At 54.5% G+C, this 18,889-nt stretch carries 16 protein-coding genes; 5 read left to right on the forward strand and 11 right to left on the reverse strand.

All coding sequences use genetic code 11. The features are described from left to right. Positions 1-179: 179 nt before the first annotated feature. The 10 genes from DCX48_11955 to DCX48_12000 form a co-directional block, all read right to left on the reverse strand. Positions 180-1,076 (reverse strand): methylenetetrahydrofolate reductase, encoded by an 897-nt coding sequence (locus tag DCX48_11955; GenBank protein QXE15165.1) that lies wholly within the window; start codon positions 1,074-1,076, stop codon positions 180-182. 500 nt (positions 1,077-1,576) lie between these two features. Further along, positions 1,577-2,566, reverse strand: coding sequence for an IS110 family transposase (locus DCX48_11960; protein QXE15166.1), 990 nt, complete (start codon positions 2,564-2,566; stop codon positions 1,577-1,579). A gap of 318 nt (positions 2,567-2,884) precedes the next feature. Next, complete coding sequence (locus DCX48_11965; protein QXE15167.1) at positions 2,885-3,646, reverse strand: phosphodiesterase; 762 nt, start codon at positions 3,644-3,646, stop codon at positions 2,885-2,887. Between the two features lie 47 nt (positions 3,647-3,693). Further along, on the reverse strand, positions 3,694-4,698 hold the full coding sequence (locus DCX48_11970; protein QXE15168.1) for a LacI family DNA-binding transcriptional regulator: 1,005 nt from the start codon (positions 4,696-4,698) through the stop codon (positions 3,694-3,696). Continuing rightward, positions 4,695-5,501: an ABC transporter permease subunit gene (locus DCX48_11975; protein ID QXE15169.1), complete on the reverse strand. Its 807-nt coding sequence runs from the start codon at positions 5,499-5,501 to the stop codon at positions 4,695-4,697. Before DCX48_11975 ends, DCX48_11970 begins: the two co-directional genes overlap by 4 nt. Beyond that, entirely contained in the window at positions 5,498-6,337 is an 840-nt protein-coding gene (locus DCX48_11980) for a sugar ABC transporter permease (protein ID QXE15170.1), read from the reverse strand. Before DCX48_11980 ends, DCX48_11975 begins: the two co-directional genes overlap by 4 nt. A 69-nt stretch (positions 6,338-6,406) precedes the next feature. Continuing rightward, positions 6,407-7,540 carry an extracellular solute-binding protein gene (locus DCX48_11985; GenBank protein ID QXE15171.1) on the reverse strand — a complete coding sequence of 378 codons (1,134 nt, stop codon included), beginning with the start codon at positions 7,538-7,540 and terminating at the stop codon, positions 6,407-6,409. A gap of 22 nt (positions 7,541-7,562) precedes the next feature. Then, positions 7,563-8,729, reverse strand: coding sequence for an ABC transporter ATP-binding protein (locus DCX48_11990; GenBank protein QXE15172.1), 1,167 nt, complete (start codon positions 8,727-8,729; stop codon positions 7,563-7,565). Positions 8,730-8,935: 206 nt separating this feature from the next. Next, positions 8,936-11,371: a bifunctional aspartate kinase/homoserine dehydrogenase II gene (locus tag DCX48_11995; protein ID QXE15173.1), complete on the reverse strand. Its 2,436-nt coding sequence runs from the start codon at positions 11,369-11,371 to the stop codon at positions 8,936-8,938. Between the two features lie 2 nt (positions 11,372-11,373). Next, the gene (locus tag DCX48_12000; protein ID QXE15174.1) at positions 11,374-12,534 is read right to left on the reverse strand and encodes a cystathionine gamma-synthase; all 1,161 of its coding nucleotides are present in this window, start codon (positions 12,532-12,534) and stop codon (positions 11,374-11,376) included. A 186-nt stretch (positions 12,535-12,720) separates the two neighbouring features. Here DCX48_12000 and metJ point away from each other — a divergent pair, with 186 nt between their 5' ends. From metJ to DCX48_12020, 4 genes are all read left to right on the forward strand, one after another. After that, complete coding sequence (gene metJ / locus DCX48_12005) at positions 12,721-13,038, forward strand: met regulon transcriptional regulator MetJ (protein ID QXE15175.1); 318 nt, start codon at positions 12,721-12,723, stop codon at positions 13,036-13,038. Between the two features lie 207 nt (positions 13,039-13,245). Further along, entirely contained in the window at positions 13,246-14,043 is a 798-nt protein-coding gene (locus DCX48_12010; protein ID QXE15176.1) for an ABC transporter ATP-binding protein, read from the forward strand. A gap of 9 nt (positions 14,044-14,052) precedes the next feature. Beyond that, a complete protein-coding gene (locus DCX48_12015) occupies positions 14,053-15,015 on the forward strand; it encodes an ABC transporter substrate-binding protein (GenBank protein ID QXE15177.1) in 963 nt (320 codons plus the stop codon). Continuing rightward, entirely contained in the window at positions 15,012-16,025 is a 1,014-nt protein-coding gene (locus DCX48_12020) for an iron ABC transporter permease (GenBank protein QXE15178.1), read from the forward strand. The genes DCX48_12015 and DCX48_12020 overlap by 4 nt, the downstream gene beginning before the upstream one ends. An 86-nt stretch (positions 16,026-16,111) precedes the next feature. Here DCX48_12020 and DCX48_12025 read toward each other — a convergent pair whose 3' ends face one another. Further along, positions 16,112-16,327, reverse strand: a complete 216-nt coding sequence (locus DCX48_12025) for a 50S ribosomal protein L31 (GenBank protein QXE15179.1) — start codon at positions 16,325-16,327, stop codon at positions 16,112-16,114. Between the two features lie 313 nt (positions 16,328-16,640). Between DCX48_12025 and DCX48_12030 the strand changes: the two genes are divergently transcribed. Next, entirely contained in the window at positions 16,641-18,839 is a 2,199-nt protein-coding gene (locus tag DCX48_12030; protein QXE15180.1) for a primosomal protein N', read from the forward strand. The last annotated feature ends 50 nt before the right edge of the window (positions 18,840-18,889 follow it).

Consider the following 18,889-nt stretch of genomic DNA (forward strand, 5'->3'; position numbering starts at 1 on the left):
CGGGAGATAAACGGTGGTTCAGATCAGTGACTGTCAGCAGAACCTTACGAATTGGAATCTCATCCTTGAGACTCCTCCCTTTCAAGGCTCCCACAAGCCGTAGATTCAGGAATTCCAATACCTGAATCTACCGCAACTACGTGACAGCCATTTTTCTTCCTGAAATCTTGCGCGTCGCCTCAGCGTGCCACGTCAGGGCGGACACCCAGCGTGTGGCAAATAGCGTAGCTCAGCTCAGCTCGGTTCAACGTATAGAAGTGGAAATCTTTTACCCCTTCGCGACTCAGGATTTTCACCATGTCCATCGCGATAGACGCACCTACCATTTTGCGGGTTTCTGGGTCGTTATCCAGGCCGTCAAATACGCTGGTCATCCAGTTTGGCACACGTACGTTTGTCATTGTGGCAAATCGTTGCAACTGTTTGAAATTCGATACTGGCAGAATACCCGGCACAATTTCTACATCGATGCCCGTCGCTACACAGCGGTCGCGGAACCGCAGATAGCTTTCTACATCGAAAAAGAACTGCGTGATGGCACGATTCGCACCAGCATCAATCTTGTGCTTCAGATTAATCAGGTCAGCCTGCGCGCTTTTAGCTTCAGGGTGCACTTCAGGATAGGCGGCAACCGAAATATCGAAATCACCAACTTCTTTCAGCAGAGAAACCAGATCCGCCGCGTACATTTCCGGCTTGCCACCTTCTGGGGGTAAGTCGCCGCGCAGCGCGACAATATGGCGGATACCGCTCTGCCAGTAATCCTGCGCGATTTCACGTAGCTGTTCACGTGAAGCGTCAATACAGGTCAGGTGAGGTGCCGCTTCAAGACCGGTACGCTCTTTAATCGTTTTGATAATGCTGTGAGTACGGTCACGCTCGCCAGAATTCGCCCCGTAGGTCACGGAGACAAACTTGGGCTTCAGGCTGCTCAGTCGATCAATCGAGTTCCACAGGGTCTCTTCCATATCGCTGGTACGTGGCGGGAAAAATTCGAATGACACATTAATTCGTCCCTGCAATTCCGCCAGACTTTGATTCAGCGCTTCCCGCTGGTTTGCGTGAAAAAAGCTCATACCTGCTACCCCGTTGACCGTGATTGTTATCATCATTCGCTACACGTCTATACGTTTAGACGTCTATATAGAAAATGACGTAATCTGCTTAAAGAGTCAACGTTTTTCAGCCCGACAGGTGGTGATGATTACTCACGGTAAATGAAAAAAGTTCATGATGGATCAGGAGTGGTGACCTTTATTCGCGAACCCAGAGGTATCGTGGGTTTTGCCGTTATCTGGCGTAAAAAATTATGCTGAGGAGATAGCGGGCTTAGGATGAGCCGCAGGGACGCGGCGAAAGCTTGCGCCACGTCAGACAAAACGTCAGAGACGTTTTTGAACAGCACTTGTGCTGGCCCGAAGGGTGAGTCCCATTTATGGGGCGAGTAAACGCGTCACTGGCGGCTCGAAAGCGGGAACGATCGACGAAGGCACCGCGCAGCGGCGTAATTCACGCCAAAAAGCCTGGGGTCACGGGGCGAGCGGCGCTTGAGTAACCGTGTTGCCGGTCAAGCATTTTAATGGGGCATCATCCCATAATTTTTATCATAGGGCTGCTGAGTATGAAGTACGCCATAACACAGATGGACCAGTTTTCTCATCGCCGCACCTATTGCCAACATCTTCGACTTTCCTTTTAGCAATAGCCGTTCATACTGCGCTTTCACATGATGATTATGGCTGATGGCAGCTATGGCTCCCATATAGAGTTTTGCCCGAATACCCGGTGGCCCTATTTTTGATAACCTTGCCCGGCCACGTACCGAGCTGCCTGAGCGACGCTCAACCGGGATAACCCCCAGATATGAGGCCACCTGTTCCGCACTCCTAAAGTTATTGCTTCGGAGTATTGCTAGCATGTTCCATCCGATTTGTTCACCAACACCACTAATCGACTTCAGAAGTTTCAGGTCATTTTTTAGCCCGGGATGCTTATCTATGTGATCCGCGATCAGACGCTCAATCCTTGCCAGTTCGTCCTTTAAATTTTGCTCAATCGATTCCAATGACCCCACAATTTCCTCTGGAGGTCTTGTGGATTTTAACGTGTTCAGACGATTTTCTATGCGTTGTTTATCATTCAGCAGATTATCCCTGTGCTGTAGCAATGCCTTGAGTTTCCTTACTTCTTCCGAAGGGGGAGCCCAGCCATCCGGTTGTTTTAAGCAGCCGTAACAGGCAAACACATAAGCATCAACCTTATCCGTTTTGGTCAATATCCCCATTCCTTTGGCGAATTCTCGTATCCGATGTGGATTTATCACGGACACCAGAATACCAGCCTGATGGAGACCATAGGCCAGGTGTTCGTGATAAATACCGGTGGATTCTATTATGATATGAGCCTGGACGGGCTCGCACTTTTGCAACGCTAACCATTGCGTCAGAGATTCTGTCGAGTTTGTGCCATTGGGTAAAACTTTTGTCCTACGCTTACCTTTAATGCCATCAACCAATAAGCACACATCGATAAAACGTTTACTGATATCAATGCCGACGTAATACATAATGTCCCCCTTTCACTGAAGCCGTCACGCCCGTTCCGCTTGTACATTCAGAGTCAGTGCTCTAGGTAACCGTTCAATGTTAATGCTGGCGTGAAAGGTGAAACAGAGGGTTTTAACTCAATCACAAGGTTTATCTTTGCCGCCCGTTGAAACTCTCTCTGTCCCATGTGGGGATAGCTAATCACCACATGGGATAAGATACAAGCCGTCCCGTGTCGGGCGCGTGCTACGAGGTAGCATGAAAATAACGACATTATCGCGCACGAAACCGTCTCCCAGACTGCATAAAAATATGATTAAACGAAAGGAAATACGCCGTCAGTAACAAGGGAAATCGTGAAAATGCACGGTATGCCCGTCTTTCGTCGTCAGAAAAATAGCGTACTGCGGAGCTTCCAGACTGACTTCAAACCCCGGTGCGAAACGCAAGGCAGACTGATGATTGGTGCCGCGTATCGTACTGAACGATATGCCCCGCCAGCCACCGCTGGCAGGCCGGTGTACATGCCCCGCAGAAATATGCCGCACGTTACCGACGCGGTGACACACCTGATACAGCGTCTCTGCCGCCTCAGGTGCCAGCCGGACGTCATCAAGCGCTGGCAGTCCAATCGACATCGGTGGATGGTGCAGGAACAGGAACACATTCTTTCCTTCAGCAGCCTGAAGCTGTTGCTCAAGCCATGCCAATCGCACGGAGCACAGCGTTCCGGCCACTTCACCTGCATGTAACGAGTCCAGCAGAATGACGTAATCATCTCCTACCGCCGTCGCGCTCTGCACAAATCCATTGTCATCCGACAGCGTCGGGAACTGGGCCAAAAACACGTCCCGATCGTCGTGATTTCCCATCGTTACACGCCAGGGAACCAGTAGTTCAGCCAGCGCCGATGCCAGAAACGCATAGGATGCCACACTCCCGTCATCAGACAGATCGCCAGAGATGACCACCAGATCGACATCGCGATGGTGTGCGTTGATATCGGCAATCGCCGCTTTCAGTTGCCGCTCGGGATCGCGACCGTGCAAAGTGCCGCCTTCTGCGGTCAGATGGAGGTCGGAAAGTTGAATCAGTTTCATCGTTATCCTCGGTTTTGCTATCCACGCGCTATCGCCCATCAATGCCGTTACGCAGACTGGCGGCGGATTAACGGAGCGGCCACTTTCGCTCGGCACGCGGGTTCTTGTAGCTGAGATTGACGTCGATCGAGCAACGCCAACGCCTGTGCTGCCATCACTGCAGGATCCTGACGAAACGTTGTCAACGCATAGGCATCCCACCCTGCGGCCGGAATATCGTCAAACCCGATAACCATAAGATCCTGCGGAACAGCAAGTCCACACTGTTTTGCGCGATCGATCACGCCAAACGCCACTAAATCGTTAACGCAGAACACGGCATCCGGCCTGACGGCTTTCGGGAGCGAAAACAACGTCTGCCCCACCGCCAGCCCGTCGTCATAATCCGTATCGCCACCGCGCACCACAGCCACGGGCAGTCCTAACGCCCGCGCCTCATCGCAAAATGCCTGTTCACGCTCAATGATATTGGGCGTTGCCGAAGCTGCTCCGGCCAGAGCCAGACGCGTTCTGCCCGATGAGGCAAACAGCCGCGCCGCCATGCGCGCAGCGGTGTCATTATCGATGTGTACGCTGTCACACGCCGGTTCGTGCCGCCCGATGACAATCAGTGGCTGCCCGTTTAGCTGTGCCAGTTCGACAAACTCTTTAGGCGGCGAGCCGGAAAGCACAATCGTTGCTTCTGCCCGATGGCCGAATAGAATAGAACGCGCTGCAACCATCGCTTCTCGCACATGGCCGGTGTTAATAAGAACAGGAATCGAGCCGCGTTGAATTAACGCCTGTGACAGCTCCGCGACCAAATTGGCACGAAACCCGACCTCGGGATGCGTCACCACCAGCCCCACCAGACGGCTGCTGTTCGCCAATAGACCACGCGCGAGATCGTTAACCTGATATCCCAGTTCCTGTGCTGCGGTCATCACTTTGGCATAGGTGGCAGCAGACACGCTTGCACCGGGGGTAAAACTACGGGACACCGCCGAGCGCGATACGCCAGCCCGACGCGCGACATCCTGTGCGCTAACGTAACCCGGTTTACTCACCGTCATTTCCCTATCCTTGCCATGACGTCAGCCTTCAAAAAACGCTCCACGACCAGCATGAACAGAACGGAAGGAATCAGCAGCACCAGCGCAGTAATGGAAGCGATTTGATAGTTACCGCCCGCCCCTGCGGTATAGAGCAGCAGTGGCATCATCTGTACATCCGGCGCACCCACGAAATAGCTGCCGGTAAATTCGTCCAGCGATTCGAGGAAGACGAAAATGGCGGATGCCATCAAGCCCGGCATAGCCAGCGGCAGAGTAATATCGACAAAGGCGCGCCACGGTCCGGCGCCGATCGACCGTGCCGCCTGTTCCATTTCACGCCCCACCGCAGAGAACGCCGCTGAAGCAATCCAGACGGCAAACACCAGTCCGTGCACCGTGTGAACCAGCACAACCCCCAGCAACGTGCCGTTCAGCCCCCATTGATAAAACAGGCGAGCGATATTGACGTACACCGTCAGATTCGGAAACGCCTGTGGGATAAGAAATACCAACAGTATCAAGCCACGGGCAGGCAACGCCAGACGCGCCAGTGCATATCCAGCCGGAATCGCCAGCGCTAGTGAAGCCAGCACCGTAAACACCGCGACCAGTACGCTATTTCCCAACGCTTCCCAGGCCACGCCGCGCGGTGAAAACACTCGTTTCCAGAAGGCAAAACCCCAGTCATTAGGCAACAGGTGGGGATAGAACCATTTTTCCGCTACCGACCACAGCAGGAGGTTAGCCAATGGCCCGAAGATCAAGAAGATCAGTGTCCCCAGAATCAGCATTCTCGGGATCCACCACAGTACGTTCTTCATACCTTCTCCCTCATGTTCAGGCGGAGATAAATCACAGCAAACAGGCCGGTCATCAGCAGGGAAATCACCCCCAACGCATTCGCCACACCATAATCGCCGTAGGCGTTAATACGGAAAGCTATATTGGCGGTTAGCATCGTCGGCGACTGGGCGTTGATCATCATCGGCACGGACAGTACCGACATCATGGTGACAAAAGAGAGAATGAGCCCAGTGAGCAGCGTTTGCCCAACCTGCGGCACCACAATTTCACACAGAATACGCAGGCGCGATGCGCCTAAGTTACGGGCGGACTCTATCATCGTGCGATCCAGCGACGCCATGGCACCCGCGACCAACAGCGCCACAAACGGCGTCTGCTTCCAGACGAAGGCGAATACGATGCCGCGCCAATCCAGCCAATTGCTGGCGCTGGCAATATCAACGATGCCAAGCGCATCCAGCGCGCCATTCAGCCAGCCGTTTTTGGCCAGAAACGTGCGTAAAATTTGCCCTGTCACGATAAAAGGGATAAACAGCGGCCAGCGATATACCCAGCGCAACAGCGCGACCATATGCGGGTTTTCCCCTAACGTCAGGTAACCGCCAATCAGAACGGACAGCACGCCGATTAGCAACGTAGCGAGGCCCACAATCATCAAGGTAAACAGGATATCGGGCAGATACAGCGTCAATGCCGTGACAAAATTATCCATGCCCACGCCATTCTGACTGACGAAAGCGCCCCCAACCGACAGCCCCAGCGGAGCAATAAAACAGACAGCCACCACCGCCAGCGCGGGTAGCACAAGCGCGATCCCCGCCAGTCGGGAAGAGAATTGGGATACTTGCAACATGAATGTCTCCGCGCTCTGGCTTCATCCCGCCAGAGCGCCTGTAGTACAAGTGTATATACCGCGAGTGAATTACTTCGCCATCGCCTGCTCATAGGCGTTCAAAATCGCGGTGTGATAAGGCGCGATAGGGAACGTCTTGCCTTTGCTTGCCAGCTCATCGGGCGTCACATCGGTAAACAGGCGTTGCCAAATTTCAGGTTTCAGCTCAGCCTGAACGTACTTGGCATCAATCCCCGGATACCAGTTAAAGCGCTCTACAATCCCTTCGGCCTGTACTTTGGCGCTGGTTGCCAGTTCGACAAACTGTTTAGCCAGTTCACGGTTCGGTGCCTGCGCGGGGATGACATAGTGCATCGGTTGTCCCGGCATACCCGGTGTAGGAAGCAGCAGTTTGAAATTGTCTGGCAGTTGTCCACTCGCTTTCCAGGAATAGAACATGTCGACCCACACTGGCCCCATGGCGATTTCACCACGGCTCAACATATCGAGCGTGCCCGCATTGCCCGGCGTCAGCGTCACGTTCTTGTTAAAGGCTTTCAGGCGTTCAAACGCTGGCTGCCATTTTTTCGCTTCCGCTTCGTCAAACGGTCCGTTCATCAGCTTCTGTGCATCGCCGCCGTAAGCGTAAATCCAGCCCATCACAAAACTGACGCCCGATGCACCGCCCTTAATGCCGTTATAGCCAAACATCTTCGGATTGGCTGCCGCCCACTGCTGGATTTCGTCATAGCTTTTAGGCGGATTAGCTACCATGCCAGGGTTATAAGCTAGTGCCGTCTGGCTACTGAACATCGGCATCACGTAGCCTTTAACATCCGTCCCCATGGCTTTATCCGCTGCGGCCATGCTGACCAGCTTGCCGCTGGCGATATCATCGCGATACCTCAGCAGATCGCCCTTTTGCACCATCGGGCCGACAAATTTCTCATGCACAACCGCGACATCGGTGTCCCATACTTTGGCACCAGCAGCCTGCTGCGCATTAAAGCGCTCAAGAATCTTCTGCGACCCGGCATCACCCGGACCAGTGCCAACAGCGCGCACTTTTACGCCGGGATGCTGCTTTTCAAACAGCGGCCCTAAGTATTCATTTACATAGTCGACCATATTCTGATCGCCCGCCGTCAACACGGTTAATTCCTGTGCCTGCACAGCAGCCAGCGGCGTACTCATCATCAGCGTTGCAGCAAAAATGCGTTTCATATCATTTGTCTCCAATTCAGGGTCAGGCCGTCAGGCCAGGAAGCGGGGAATAAAGTGAAGTCGTATTGGGTTCCGCCGTCAGCGACGTGGCCTCTTCTGCTAGCGGGAAAAGAAACAGTGCCTCGGCGGGGATCTGCACGGCAACCCGCTGTCCAATGGCATAAGGATAGGTGGCATGAACTTGTATCCGCCACGATCCACTGGCAATCGTATGCAGCCAGTATCCACCGGGATAACTTTGTGACAGCACCGTGCCGTAGCGCATCAACATGCCGGGCTGGATGAGAGGAACGTCTGCCGGATCGTAAAGCTGAGCAGCCTCCGCACGGAAGCGCGCCTCTATCGGGCCGGGCTGTAGCGACGTGTTCGCAGGCACCAGTGAGTGGCTTTCTGCATCCCCAGGAATCATCAGCGTATCGCCGTCATAGCGAGCGTCCAGCACAAGCCGATTTTCCGCGCCCATAAACGCCGCGACAAACGAGCTGGCTGGATGGTGATACACCTCTTGTGGGCTACCCGCCTGCATGATGCGACCCTGATTCAAAATCACGATGCGATCCGCCATCACCATCGCTTCTTCCCGATCGTGCGTAACGTGGATCGCGGTCAACCCCAGCCGCTGTTGCAGCGCACGGATTTCATCTCGCAGTTGTAGACGAATACGGGTATCCAGATTGGAGAGTGGTTCGTCCAGCAGCAGAATATCGGGCCGTACCGCCAGTGCGCGACCCAGGGCGACGCGCTGGCGCTGCCCACCGGACAGTTCCGCAGGCTTACGGGCGCTCAATCCCGTCAAACCCAGCATCGTTTCCAGTTCCGCTACGCGACTGGCTATTTCCGCACGCGGTACACGGCGCAAGCGCAGCCCGTACGCAATATGCTGCGCTACCGTCATATGCGGCCACAGCGCATAACTCTGAAACACCAGCGCCATTCCGCGTTTCTCTGGCGGCGCTTGTGTCATATCCTGCCCGTTAACGCGAATCGCTCCCGAACGCGGTGAAGAGAACCCAGCGACCGTGCGTAATAGCGTCGTTTTGCCGCATCCCGATGAACCGAGTAACGCAACGAATTCGCCCTGCGCAATCTCCAGATGGATATCGTTCAATACGTCTGTCGTGCCGTATCCAACATGTAGATGGTCGATAACAATGTGCGGGGCTACCGCAGAGGACGTTGTTTTTTGCACAGCTGTGCATTCCACGATAAACAAACAATGCGTAGATTGTGCGGTGAGATCGTGTCAGTGGCGTGTTGTCACCATGACATTTCAATGACACGACTGACGGAAAATAGCGGCAGAAAACTTTTGAAAGGTAGGGAAATGAAGGGGCGGATCTTTTTAGTATTGGCCGTCTCCCCAATGCGTGGAAACGGCCAACGATGATGTTGCGATTACAGTAACTGCACCAAACGGCTTAGATCAGATTGAAGCGCACCCGCCGTCACATCGCGCCCCGCACCCGGTCCACGGATAACCAACGGGTTATCCCGATACCAACGGCTTTCAATCGCAAATACATTATCACCCGGCAACAGCGAAGCCAGAGGATGATCGGGACGGACCGCCTCGACGCCGACGCGTGCTTTACCGTTACTGTCAAAGCGTGCGACATGGCGCAGAACCAAGCCCATTTCCTGTGCGGCTTCCAGACGTTGCAGCATCTGTTCGTTCAGCGAATCTCCGTTTTCAAAGAAGTAATCGACAGATCCCTGTTCACAGCTCGGTGGAACCAGCGACTCGACCCGAACCTGACTAGGTTCGATATCATATCCCGCCTCACGAGCCAGAATCACCAGCTTACGCATGACATCCTGACCGGAGAGGTCAACGCGCGGATCCGGTTCGGTCAACCCCTGCTGGCAAGCCTGATCGACCAGTTCGGTGAACGGTACGGTGCCGTCGAACTGTAAAAACAGCCAAGAGAGCGTGCCGGAAAAAATCCCGCTAATCGACAGAATACTGTCGCCACTTTCCCGTAAATCGCGTACGGCAAAGTTGACCGGCAAACCCGCACCAACGGTCGCGTTATACAGCCAGTGGCGATCGGTTTTGGCGAATGCATCGCGGATCTGGCGATAGTTATTGCCGCCGGATGCACCCGCCAGTTTGTTGGCGCTGATGACGTGAAAACCGTAGCTGGCGAAATCCAAATACAGATCGGCGACCGATTCACTGGCGGTAACGTCCAATACCACTAAATCATCAAAGGGATGCGCACGCATCCACAAGAACAGATCTTCGCCATCCCGCTCTTGCGCTTCACTTTCGAAGAAAGCCAATGCGCGGCTAGCATCCAACCCATCATAGTTCAACAGGCTGCGCGTACTGTCCACCACGCCAGCCAGTACAAATTCGAAGCCAGTACGTGCAGAAAGGTTGCTCTGCTCACGCGCAAACAGTTCCAGCCAGCGTGAACCAATATTTCCCTTGCCGAACAGCACCAGACCGATACGCTTTTCCGCGCGGAACAGGGAATGGTGCAAACCACGAATCAAATGTTCCGTCGGGCCAACACGCAAAACCGCCACCAGACTGATGCCATCATCGGCCTGGCGGACAAATTCAATCGGCTGATCTTTCAACTGCTGGTAGAAACGGTGGCTATGTAGCGGGTTTTTACCCACACCCGCACCGACCATGGCGACCATCGCCAGCCCATCACGCTCGCTGAGTTCAACGGGCAGCGCGGCCTGTGTCAGCAACTGTAATGCGCTTTCCACCACTTCAGAGGTGTAGCACAGTTGCAGCAGGCTACGATCCTGATGAACGCCAATCGCCAGCGGTTTCAATTGCGCACGGTTCAGAATCTGTTCGACTTCTTTTTGCAGTAGCACGAAATCATGTTCGGAAGGAACCTGAACTTCAATCAGGCACACATCATCATGACTGGTGACAATTTTGGCACCCGTACCCGAGGCCAGCACGCGTTCGATGCGCGTCGAACCCTGTTCAGGCTGATAGCTGCAACGCAGCTGCAAATCTATATCGCTGCCAGAAACAGGCTGCAAAGTACGCGTATGCAGCACCGGAGCTGCCAGACGTGCCAGTTCGCTGGCTTCATCCAACCGCAGCAGTGGCAGTAGGCAGGCATCTTTCACTTTGCGCGGGTCAGCGCTATAAACGCCGGCAACGTCACTCCAGATGGTCACGCGCTCAACACCCGCCAGCGCACCAATTTGCGTCGCGGAGTAGTCACTCCCATTACGACCCAGCAGTACCGTTTCACCCGCGTCATTACGGCAGATAAAGCCAGTCACAACCAAACGCTGCCCTGAATGTTGCGTCAGATATTGCTGCAACAGCGGCCAGGAGCGCCCTTCATCAACCTGAGGCTGCGCGGCACGTTCCGCACAGAGAAAATCACGCGCATCCAGCCAGGCTGCATTCATATCCCGATGATTCAGCACGGCGCACATCAAACGAGCCGACCAAATTTCACCGTGCCCAACCACTTCGGCGTAGACAGCATCCGTAATCTTGCCATCCAGCAGCGCAGCCAAACGCTCCAGATCGCGAATAAACTGTGCTGTCAGCGCCTCTGCATCCTGTGCGGGTAGAAGCCCGGCAATCAATTCACTTTGATAACGGCGTAATGCCTGCTGAACCTGATGCGCCGACAGACGATCGCTCTGACTCAGTTTCAACCAGCTAATCAGCTGGTTTGTGGTACTGCCTGCGGCAGACACCACCATCAAATCACCGGGGTGGCTATACTCCGCCATAATACCGGCTACGCGCAGGTAACATTTCACATCAGCCAGACTGCTACCGCCAAACTTATGCAGCTGTCGGCCCGTTACCGATGGCGCTACTCCTAATGCACTCATTCTTACCTCTTGGCTGCGGCTTGAAACGCACGATCCAGATCGGCAACCAGATCATCGCCGTCTTCAATGCCGGTGGAAATACGCAGTAATGTTTCAGAGATACCCGCTGCGGCACGCGCCTCTGGCGCCATACCCGCATGCGTCATCGTTGCAGCATGAGAGATGAGGCTCTCAACCCCGCCCAGCGATTCCGCCAGCGTGAACAGCTCCAGCGAGGCCAGAAAACGTCGCAGGGTGTCTTCATCTCCATCCAGCTCAAAACTTAGCATAGCGCCAAAACCAGATTGTTGACGACGGGCAATATCATGGCCGGGATTGTTCGGCAGTGAAGGATGATACAGAGCTTTCACTAGCGGCTGCGTCTGTAAGAATTCAACCACTTGTTGCGCATTACGCTGCGCGGCCGCCATGCGCGGCGATAAGGTACGCAGGCCACGTAGCAGCAGATAACTGTCAAACGCCGCCCCCGTCACACCAATATTGTTTGCCCACCAAGCTAGTTCAGTGATGGTATCGACATCCTTGGCGATCACTGCACCCGCCACCACGTCAGAGTGACCATTCAGGTACTTGGTACACGAATGCACCACCAGATCGGCTCCCAGTTCCAGCGGCTTCTGCAACGCGGGGCTCAGGAAAGTGTTATCCACCACGCTGACCGCACCGGCTTCCCGCGCAGCCTGACAAATCGCAGCAATATCGACGACACGCAGCAGCGGATTGCTCGGGCTTTCCACCAGCACGAGCTTCGGCTTTTCTGCCAACGCCGCGTTGAGCGCATGGGTATCACCTTGATCGACAAATTTGACGCGAAACGCGCCGCGCTTGCTCAGGCTGTCAAACAGACGATAGCTGCCACCGTAGCAGTCATGCGGAGCCACCAGCAGATCGCCGGGACGTAGGAACACCGTGCAAACCAGCATAATCGCCGACATCCCGCTGCTCGTCATTACCGCACCCGCACCGCCTTCCAGTTCGGCAAGCGCACGCTGTACCACATCACGTGTGGGATTACCGCGACGCGAATAGTCGTGTGCGCGTGGCTGGTTGAATCCGGTAAAGTTATACGTGCTGGAAAGGTGAATAGGGGGGACGACGCAGCCATACTGTTCATCATCATTTAACCCGCTGCGGACTGCGATCGTTGCCTGTTTACGCGTCATCGGCTCTTTTCCTGGCTGGAGGCTGAAAGATAGGAACTTAAGAGTAAACGCAGTTTTAATAGACGTCAACACATCTAGACATCTAAACTTCTTTGCGTATAGATTGAGCATAAGCATAATAACCGCTAGAATTGTGGCATTTCATGACAGATGCTGTCTTCATTAGATTAATTTTTAAGGTATCCCATGGCTGAGTGGAACGGCGAGTATGTCAGCCCTTACGCTGAACACGGTAAAAAAAGCGAGCAAGTCAAGAAGATAACAGTATCTATCCCGCTGAAAGTATTGAAGATACTGACCGACGAACGCACACGTCGTCAGGTGAACAACCTGCGCCACGCCACCAACAGCGAACTGCTGTGCGAAGCGTTTCTGCATGCGTTCACAGGTCAACCGTTACCGAATGATGAAGACCTGCGTAAAGAACGTAGCGATGAAATTCCTGAAGCAGCGAAAATCATCATGCGTGAAATGGGTATCGACCCGGATACGTGGGAATACTGATCGCTCGTTGCAATCTATCTTTCTAACAAAACCCCGCTTTTTCTGGCGGGGTTTTGTTATGCAAAAACACACCACCCCTTATTAACGCCAACCGCTCTCTCTTCTTCCGCTCGTTTCCTTTTCCGCTCACGTTATAAATCAGGATTGCATTTAATTTGGTATGTTATAACATACCATCATTGACCTATAACGGTAATATTCCGCCTCATGACAGCACCTCTCGCCAACAGCCCCGTGCTGCTACAACTTCACCATGTTTCCGTTACCGACGCCAATCGGGCTCCAAGACTCAGTGATATTTCGCTTTCTATGCACGCAGGTGAACGTTTAGCACTGGTTGGGCCCAATGGCAGCGGCAAATCCACACTGTTACGCGTGCTGACCAGCGAACTTAGCGCAACGGCAGGGTATGTCCATTTGAACGGCCAACCTCTGAACGCACTCAACCGTCATGAACGAGCAAAGCGCATCGCGATTCTGGCGCAAAGCGATACGCCAGATCTGCGCCTGCGGGTAGCGGAATATGTCGCTTTAGGACGAATTCCACACCATGGGTTCAGCACACCTGCGCACGATCGCCAACTCATTGACGAAGCGCTGGACGATACCGGATTACTACCGCTGCGCCATCGCCTGCTGGGTACGCTCTCCGGCGGGGAACGTCAGCGCGCCGCGCTGGCGCGTGCTTTTGCACAAACGCCGCAACTCCTGCTACTGGATGAGCCAACCAACCATCTCGATCCGCTAGCACGCACACAGCTACTGTCCCTCGTGCGGAAACGCGGTATTTCAACGCTGGCGGTGTTGCACGATCTGCCACTGATTACTCCCTTTGCCGATCGCGTTGCCGTTTTGCAGCAGGGAACGCTACTCCGCTGGGGAACGCCTGCACACGCGCTGAGCGCTGACTGTGTGAAATCAGTATTTGGGATGGAGAGCTTTACGGTGCCACATCCGCTAAACGGCTCACCCATTCGCATCTTTGAAGCCCCTGAACTGCACTAAGGAACCCTGATGAAAATAACGTTTCTGTCTGGACTGCTGGTATTGACGTCGTACGGGGCGCACGCCTCTGGTTTTCCGGTCACGGTCGACAGCTGTGGACAACCGCTAACCTTTACCCAGCCGCCGCAGCGAGCCGTTATTCATGACCTGAATATGACAGAAATGGCGTTTGCACTGGGCTTACAAAAAAATATCGTCGGGCTGACCGGAATCACTGGCTGGTATAAGGCGCCCCCAGACTTTATCCAGCGGCAGGGCACGATCCCTGAACTGGCAGCAAAATACCCGACGTTGGAAAACCTGCTGGCCGTACATCCAGATTTCTTCTTTGCCGGGTGGAACTACGGCATGAAAGTAGGCGGAGAAGTCACACCGCAGTCTCTGAAAAAATACGGTATTCAGACCCTCGTTCTTAGCGAAAGCTGTGTTTTCACCGAACAGCAACAGCAGCGACCTCAAGCCAGCATGGATCTCCTCTATGGCGACCTGCTGAAACTGGGGAAAATCTTCGGTAAGCAGGAACAAGCTCAGGAACAGGTCGATGACTGGAAACAGCACCTTGCCACCCTGCAAACACGTATCGGCAATCGGCCAAAGCAGAAGATTTTTCTGTATGACTCTGGCGACGATAAGCCTTTTACCAGCGGGAAATTCGCTATGCCAACCGCCATCATTGAGGCAGCGGGCGGCAAGAACGTGATGGACGATATGGAAACGAGCTGGGCCTCCACATCGTGGGAAAGCGTGGCGGCACGCGAGCCCGACGTTATCATTTTGCTGGATTACCAGACGGGCAACAGCGCAGAAGCGTTAAGACGCTTTTTGGAATCGCACCCGCTGATGAAATTTACCCCTGCCGTACAGCAACATCGTTATCTGAAGCTGCAATATGCAGAGCTAACGCCGGGGCCCGCCAACATGACAGCCATCGATAAACTGGCGCACGCCCTTTACCCGGATGCCTTTAAGTGAACCCAATGTCTTCACGTTATGCTGCAACCTTCGTTATCGCGCTGCTGATATTGGTTGGGCTGATGCTGTTAAATATTGCGACAGGCAGCACGACGATTCCCCTTACGCAGGTCGCCAGCGTATTGGGGTTATCGTCAGCAGACGTCTCGCCGATGACCTCACGCATCATTCTGGAGCTGCGCATTCCCCGCAGCCTGCTGGCAGCGTTGTGCGGTGCCGGTTTAGCGATGGTCGGTGCCTTTCTGCAAACGGCGACTCGCAACGATCTGGCTGACCCTTTTCTGTTCGGCCTGTCTGCTGGAGCCTCAGCAGGTGCCGTAGCCGTCATCACTCGTTTTGGTGAACAACTCGGTGACTGGGCATTGCCGGTAGCGGCCTTCAGTGGCGGAATCTTGTCCGCCGTCGCCGTAACCGTGCTGTTTCTGCTGCAACAGGCGCGTGGCGCAGAACGCCTGATCATCTGCGGATTGGCGATCTCTTTTCTGTTCGGTGCGCTGACGAATTATCTGGTGTTTTCCGGCGATCAACGCGCTGCCAGCTCAATTCTTTTCTGGTCACTGGGCGGGCTGGGCCTTGCCCGTTGGGATACCTTACCTTTCGCGGTGTTCAGCGTCCTGCTGCTATTTAGCCTCACCGCCCTGCGCTGGCGTGCGCTCGACGCGCTATTGGCAGGCGGGCAAACCGCAGCGTCAATGGGCGTTAATCTGGCTCGCGTACGAGTGGAAATCTTCATCTGCTGCGCGTTCGCCACCTCGCTGTTGGTCGCGCTGACCGGCGTGATCGGCTTTATAGGCCTGATGATTCCCCATCTGGCCCGCCCATTGAGCGGCGTACTGCACAAGAAGCTTCTGCCGCTGACAGCGGTGCTCGGTGCGATACTGCTGTGCGGTGGCGATTGGCTCAGCCGGCAGCTACTCGCGCCGCAGGAATTACCTATCGGGATTATTACGGCAGGATTAGGCGGCATCTTCGTTCTGGGGCTGCTGGTAAAACGTCAGCAGGGATATTGATACGCCAGAAACGACAAAGGCACCGATAGGTGCCTTTGTTGAAAGTTACTATGCCAAAAGGGACAATGCCAATTGGCCAGTAAAACTTATTTTTTAGCGCCTGGTACGGAGAAACGCTTGTTGAAGCGGTCAACACGGCCACCGCTTGCAACATCACGTTGTTTGCCGGTGTAGAACGGGTGGCATTCGCCACAAACGTCCAGGTTCAGGTCACGACCCACGGTAGAATGGGTTTTGATCACGTTACCGCAAGAGCAAGTTACAGTAACTTCAGAATAATTCGGGTGAATACCTTTTTTCATGGGAAACCTCTGTTAAGGCCGTGTCGCTATCCAGCCCTGTTCCGCCAGACACCACACGAAAGTTGAGTAAGTTAAGTTCATTATGCGAACGAAATCATCATTTGCGCGAACAACACGATCATTTCTTCTAACGACACAATGGCGGCGGATCATACAGAATCTGATACCCCGATGCAATCGCATCCACACATTATCCCTCGCAGCATGTACACTAGCGCCTTGCATTATTTTCACCCTGCGTCGCACATGATATAGACCGCTCGGTTATGTCATGGATCGCCGCGCAAATCACGTCCACTACCACGGAGAAGTTATGTCTGTCGCTCAGGTCGCTTTGCCCGTGCCACTGGCGCGTACATTCGATTATTTGCTACCAGTAGGAGGAGTGACTCCGCAGGTCGGCACACGCGTCAGCGTCTCTTTTGGTAACCGCAAAGCCATCGGCATTATTACCGCACTGAGCGACACCAGCGCACTTCCGCTTGAACAATTAAAACCCGTGCATGACGTGCTGGACGAACAGCCGCTGTTTCCACCCAGTCTGTGGCGCATTTTACTGTGGGCAGTCGAGTACTATCACTACCCAATTGGCGAAGTGCTGTTCCATGCGTTGCCGATATTACTGCGTCAGGGGAAACCCGCGCACCGCGCGCCGCTCTGGCAGTGGTTTGCCACCGAACAAGGCCGGGCGACACCGCTCAGCACGCTAAAACGCGCCGCTAAACAGCAGCAGGCGCTGGCGGCCTTACTTCAGTCGCCACTTTATCGCCATCAGGTGGGCGAAATCGGGCTGACGGAGACGGCGTTACAGGCGCTACGCAGCAAAGGATTGTGCGAGTTAAAAGCAGCAGAGCAAACGCCTCATGACTGGCGTCAAAGCTTTAGCATGGCCACTGACCGCCTGCGCCTGAACACTGAGCAGGCCACCGCCGTCGGTGCTATCCGCAGCGAAGACAACCACTTTGCCGCCTGGCTGCTCGCGGGTATCACTGGCTCAGGTAAAACTGAAGTCTATCTCAGCGTGTTGGAAAACGTGCTGGCACAGGGCAAACAGGCGCTGGTATTAGTGCCAGAAATTGGCCTGACGCCGCAAACCATTGCCCGCTTCCGCGAACGTTTTAACGTGCCGGTTGATGTACTGCACTCGGCACTCAACGACAGCGAACGCCTCGCCGTTTGGCTACGCGCCCGCAGCGGAGAAGCCGCGATCGTCATCGGGACACGGTCGGCATTATTTACCCCCTTTGCGCGTTTGGGGCTGATTGTGATCGATGAAGAACACGACAGCTCCTACAAACAGCAGGAGGGCTGGCGCTACCACGCCCGTGATTTAGCAGTCTTCCGTGCCAGAGAGGAAGATATTCCGATCGTCATGGGAACGGCGACGCCCGCACTGGAAACGCTGTATAACGTCCAAGTCGGCAAGTATCGCCGATTGAATCTGACCAAAAGAGCGGGTAATGCCGCACTGGCCAAACAGCATGTTATCGATCTGAAAAGCTTGCCGCTGACAGCAGGATTATCTCAGCCGCTGATTACCCGTATCCGTCACCATCTGACGAACGATAATCAGGTTATTTTGTTCCTTAATCGGCGCGGGTTCGCTCCCGTGGTGATGTGCCATGAGTGCGGCTGGATCGCCGAGTGTCAGCGCTGCGATCACTATTATACCTACCACCAGCATCAGAAGATGTTGCGTTGCCACCACTGCGACAGCCAGCGTCCGGTTCCACAACAGTGCCCCGGCTGCGGCTCGACCAATATGGTGCCCGTCGGTCTGGGCACCGAGCAGTTGGAGCAAAGTCTTGCCCCGATCTTTCCAGATGTCCCGATCACCCGCATCGACCGTGATACCACTAGCCGTAAAGGCGCGCTTGAGCAGCAGCTCTCACAGGTCAGGCTGGGAGGCGCACGCCTTCTTATCGGCACGCAGATGTTGGCGAAAGGCCACCATTTCCCTGACGTAACGCTGGTTGCCTTACTGGACGTTGACGGTTCGCTGTTCTCCGCCGACTTCCGCGCAGCCGAACGTTTTGCCCAGCTCTACACTCAGGTAGCAGGTCGCGCAGGGCGTGCAGGCAAGGCTGGCGAGGTGGCGCTGCAAACTCATCACCCGGAACACCCGCTATTACAAACGCTGCTGCGGCAAGGCTATGATGCCTTTGCCAGCCAGGCGCTTACCGAACGAAAAAGTGTTTTTCTGCCGCCGTTTACCAGCCATATCATCTTCCGCGCTGACGATCACGATAATCAGCAGGCCGCTTTATTCCTCCAGCAGCTGCGTAATTTGCTGGAGGCTAGCCCGTTGCGAGATGAATCACTCTGGCTGCTGGGTCCGGTGCCTGCTTTGCAGCCAAAACGTGCGGGGCGCTTCCGCTGGCAGCTTTTGCTACAGCACCCCTCCAGAGCGTTGTTACAGAAACTGGTCAGAACGTCGTTGGCGCTGATCGGTACGCTACCGCAAGCACGTAAAGTGAAATGGATGCTGGATGTCGACCCCACAGACGGTTAGCGTTTCCCGTTAGGTCATTTCGGTTTCTTGCCACGCATTTTTTGCGAGCG

Origin of the sequence: Pectobacterium atrosepticum, from assembly GCA_019056595.1 — a bacterium.
Lineage (GTDB): Bacteria > Pseudomonadota > Gammaproteobacteria > Enterobacterales > Enterobacteriaceae > Pectobacterium > Pectobacterium atrosepticum.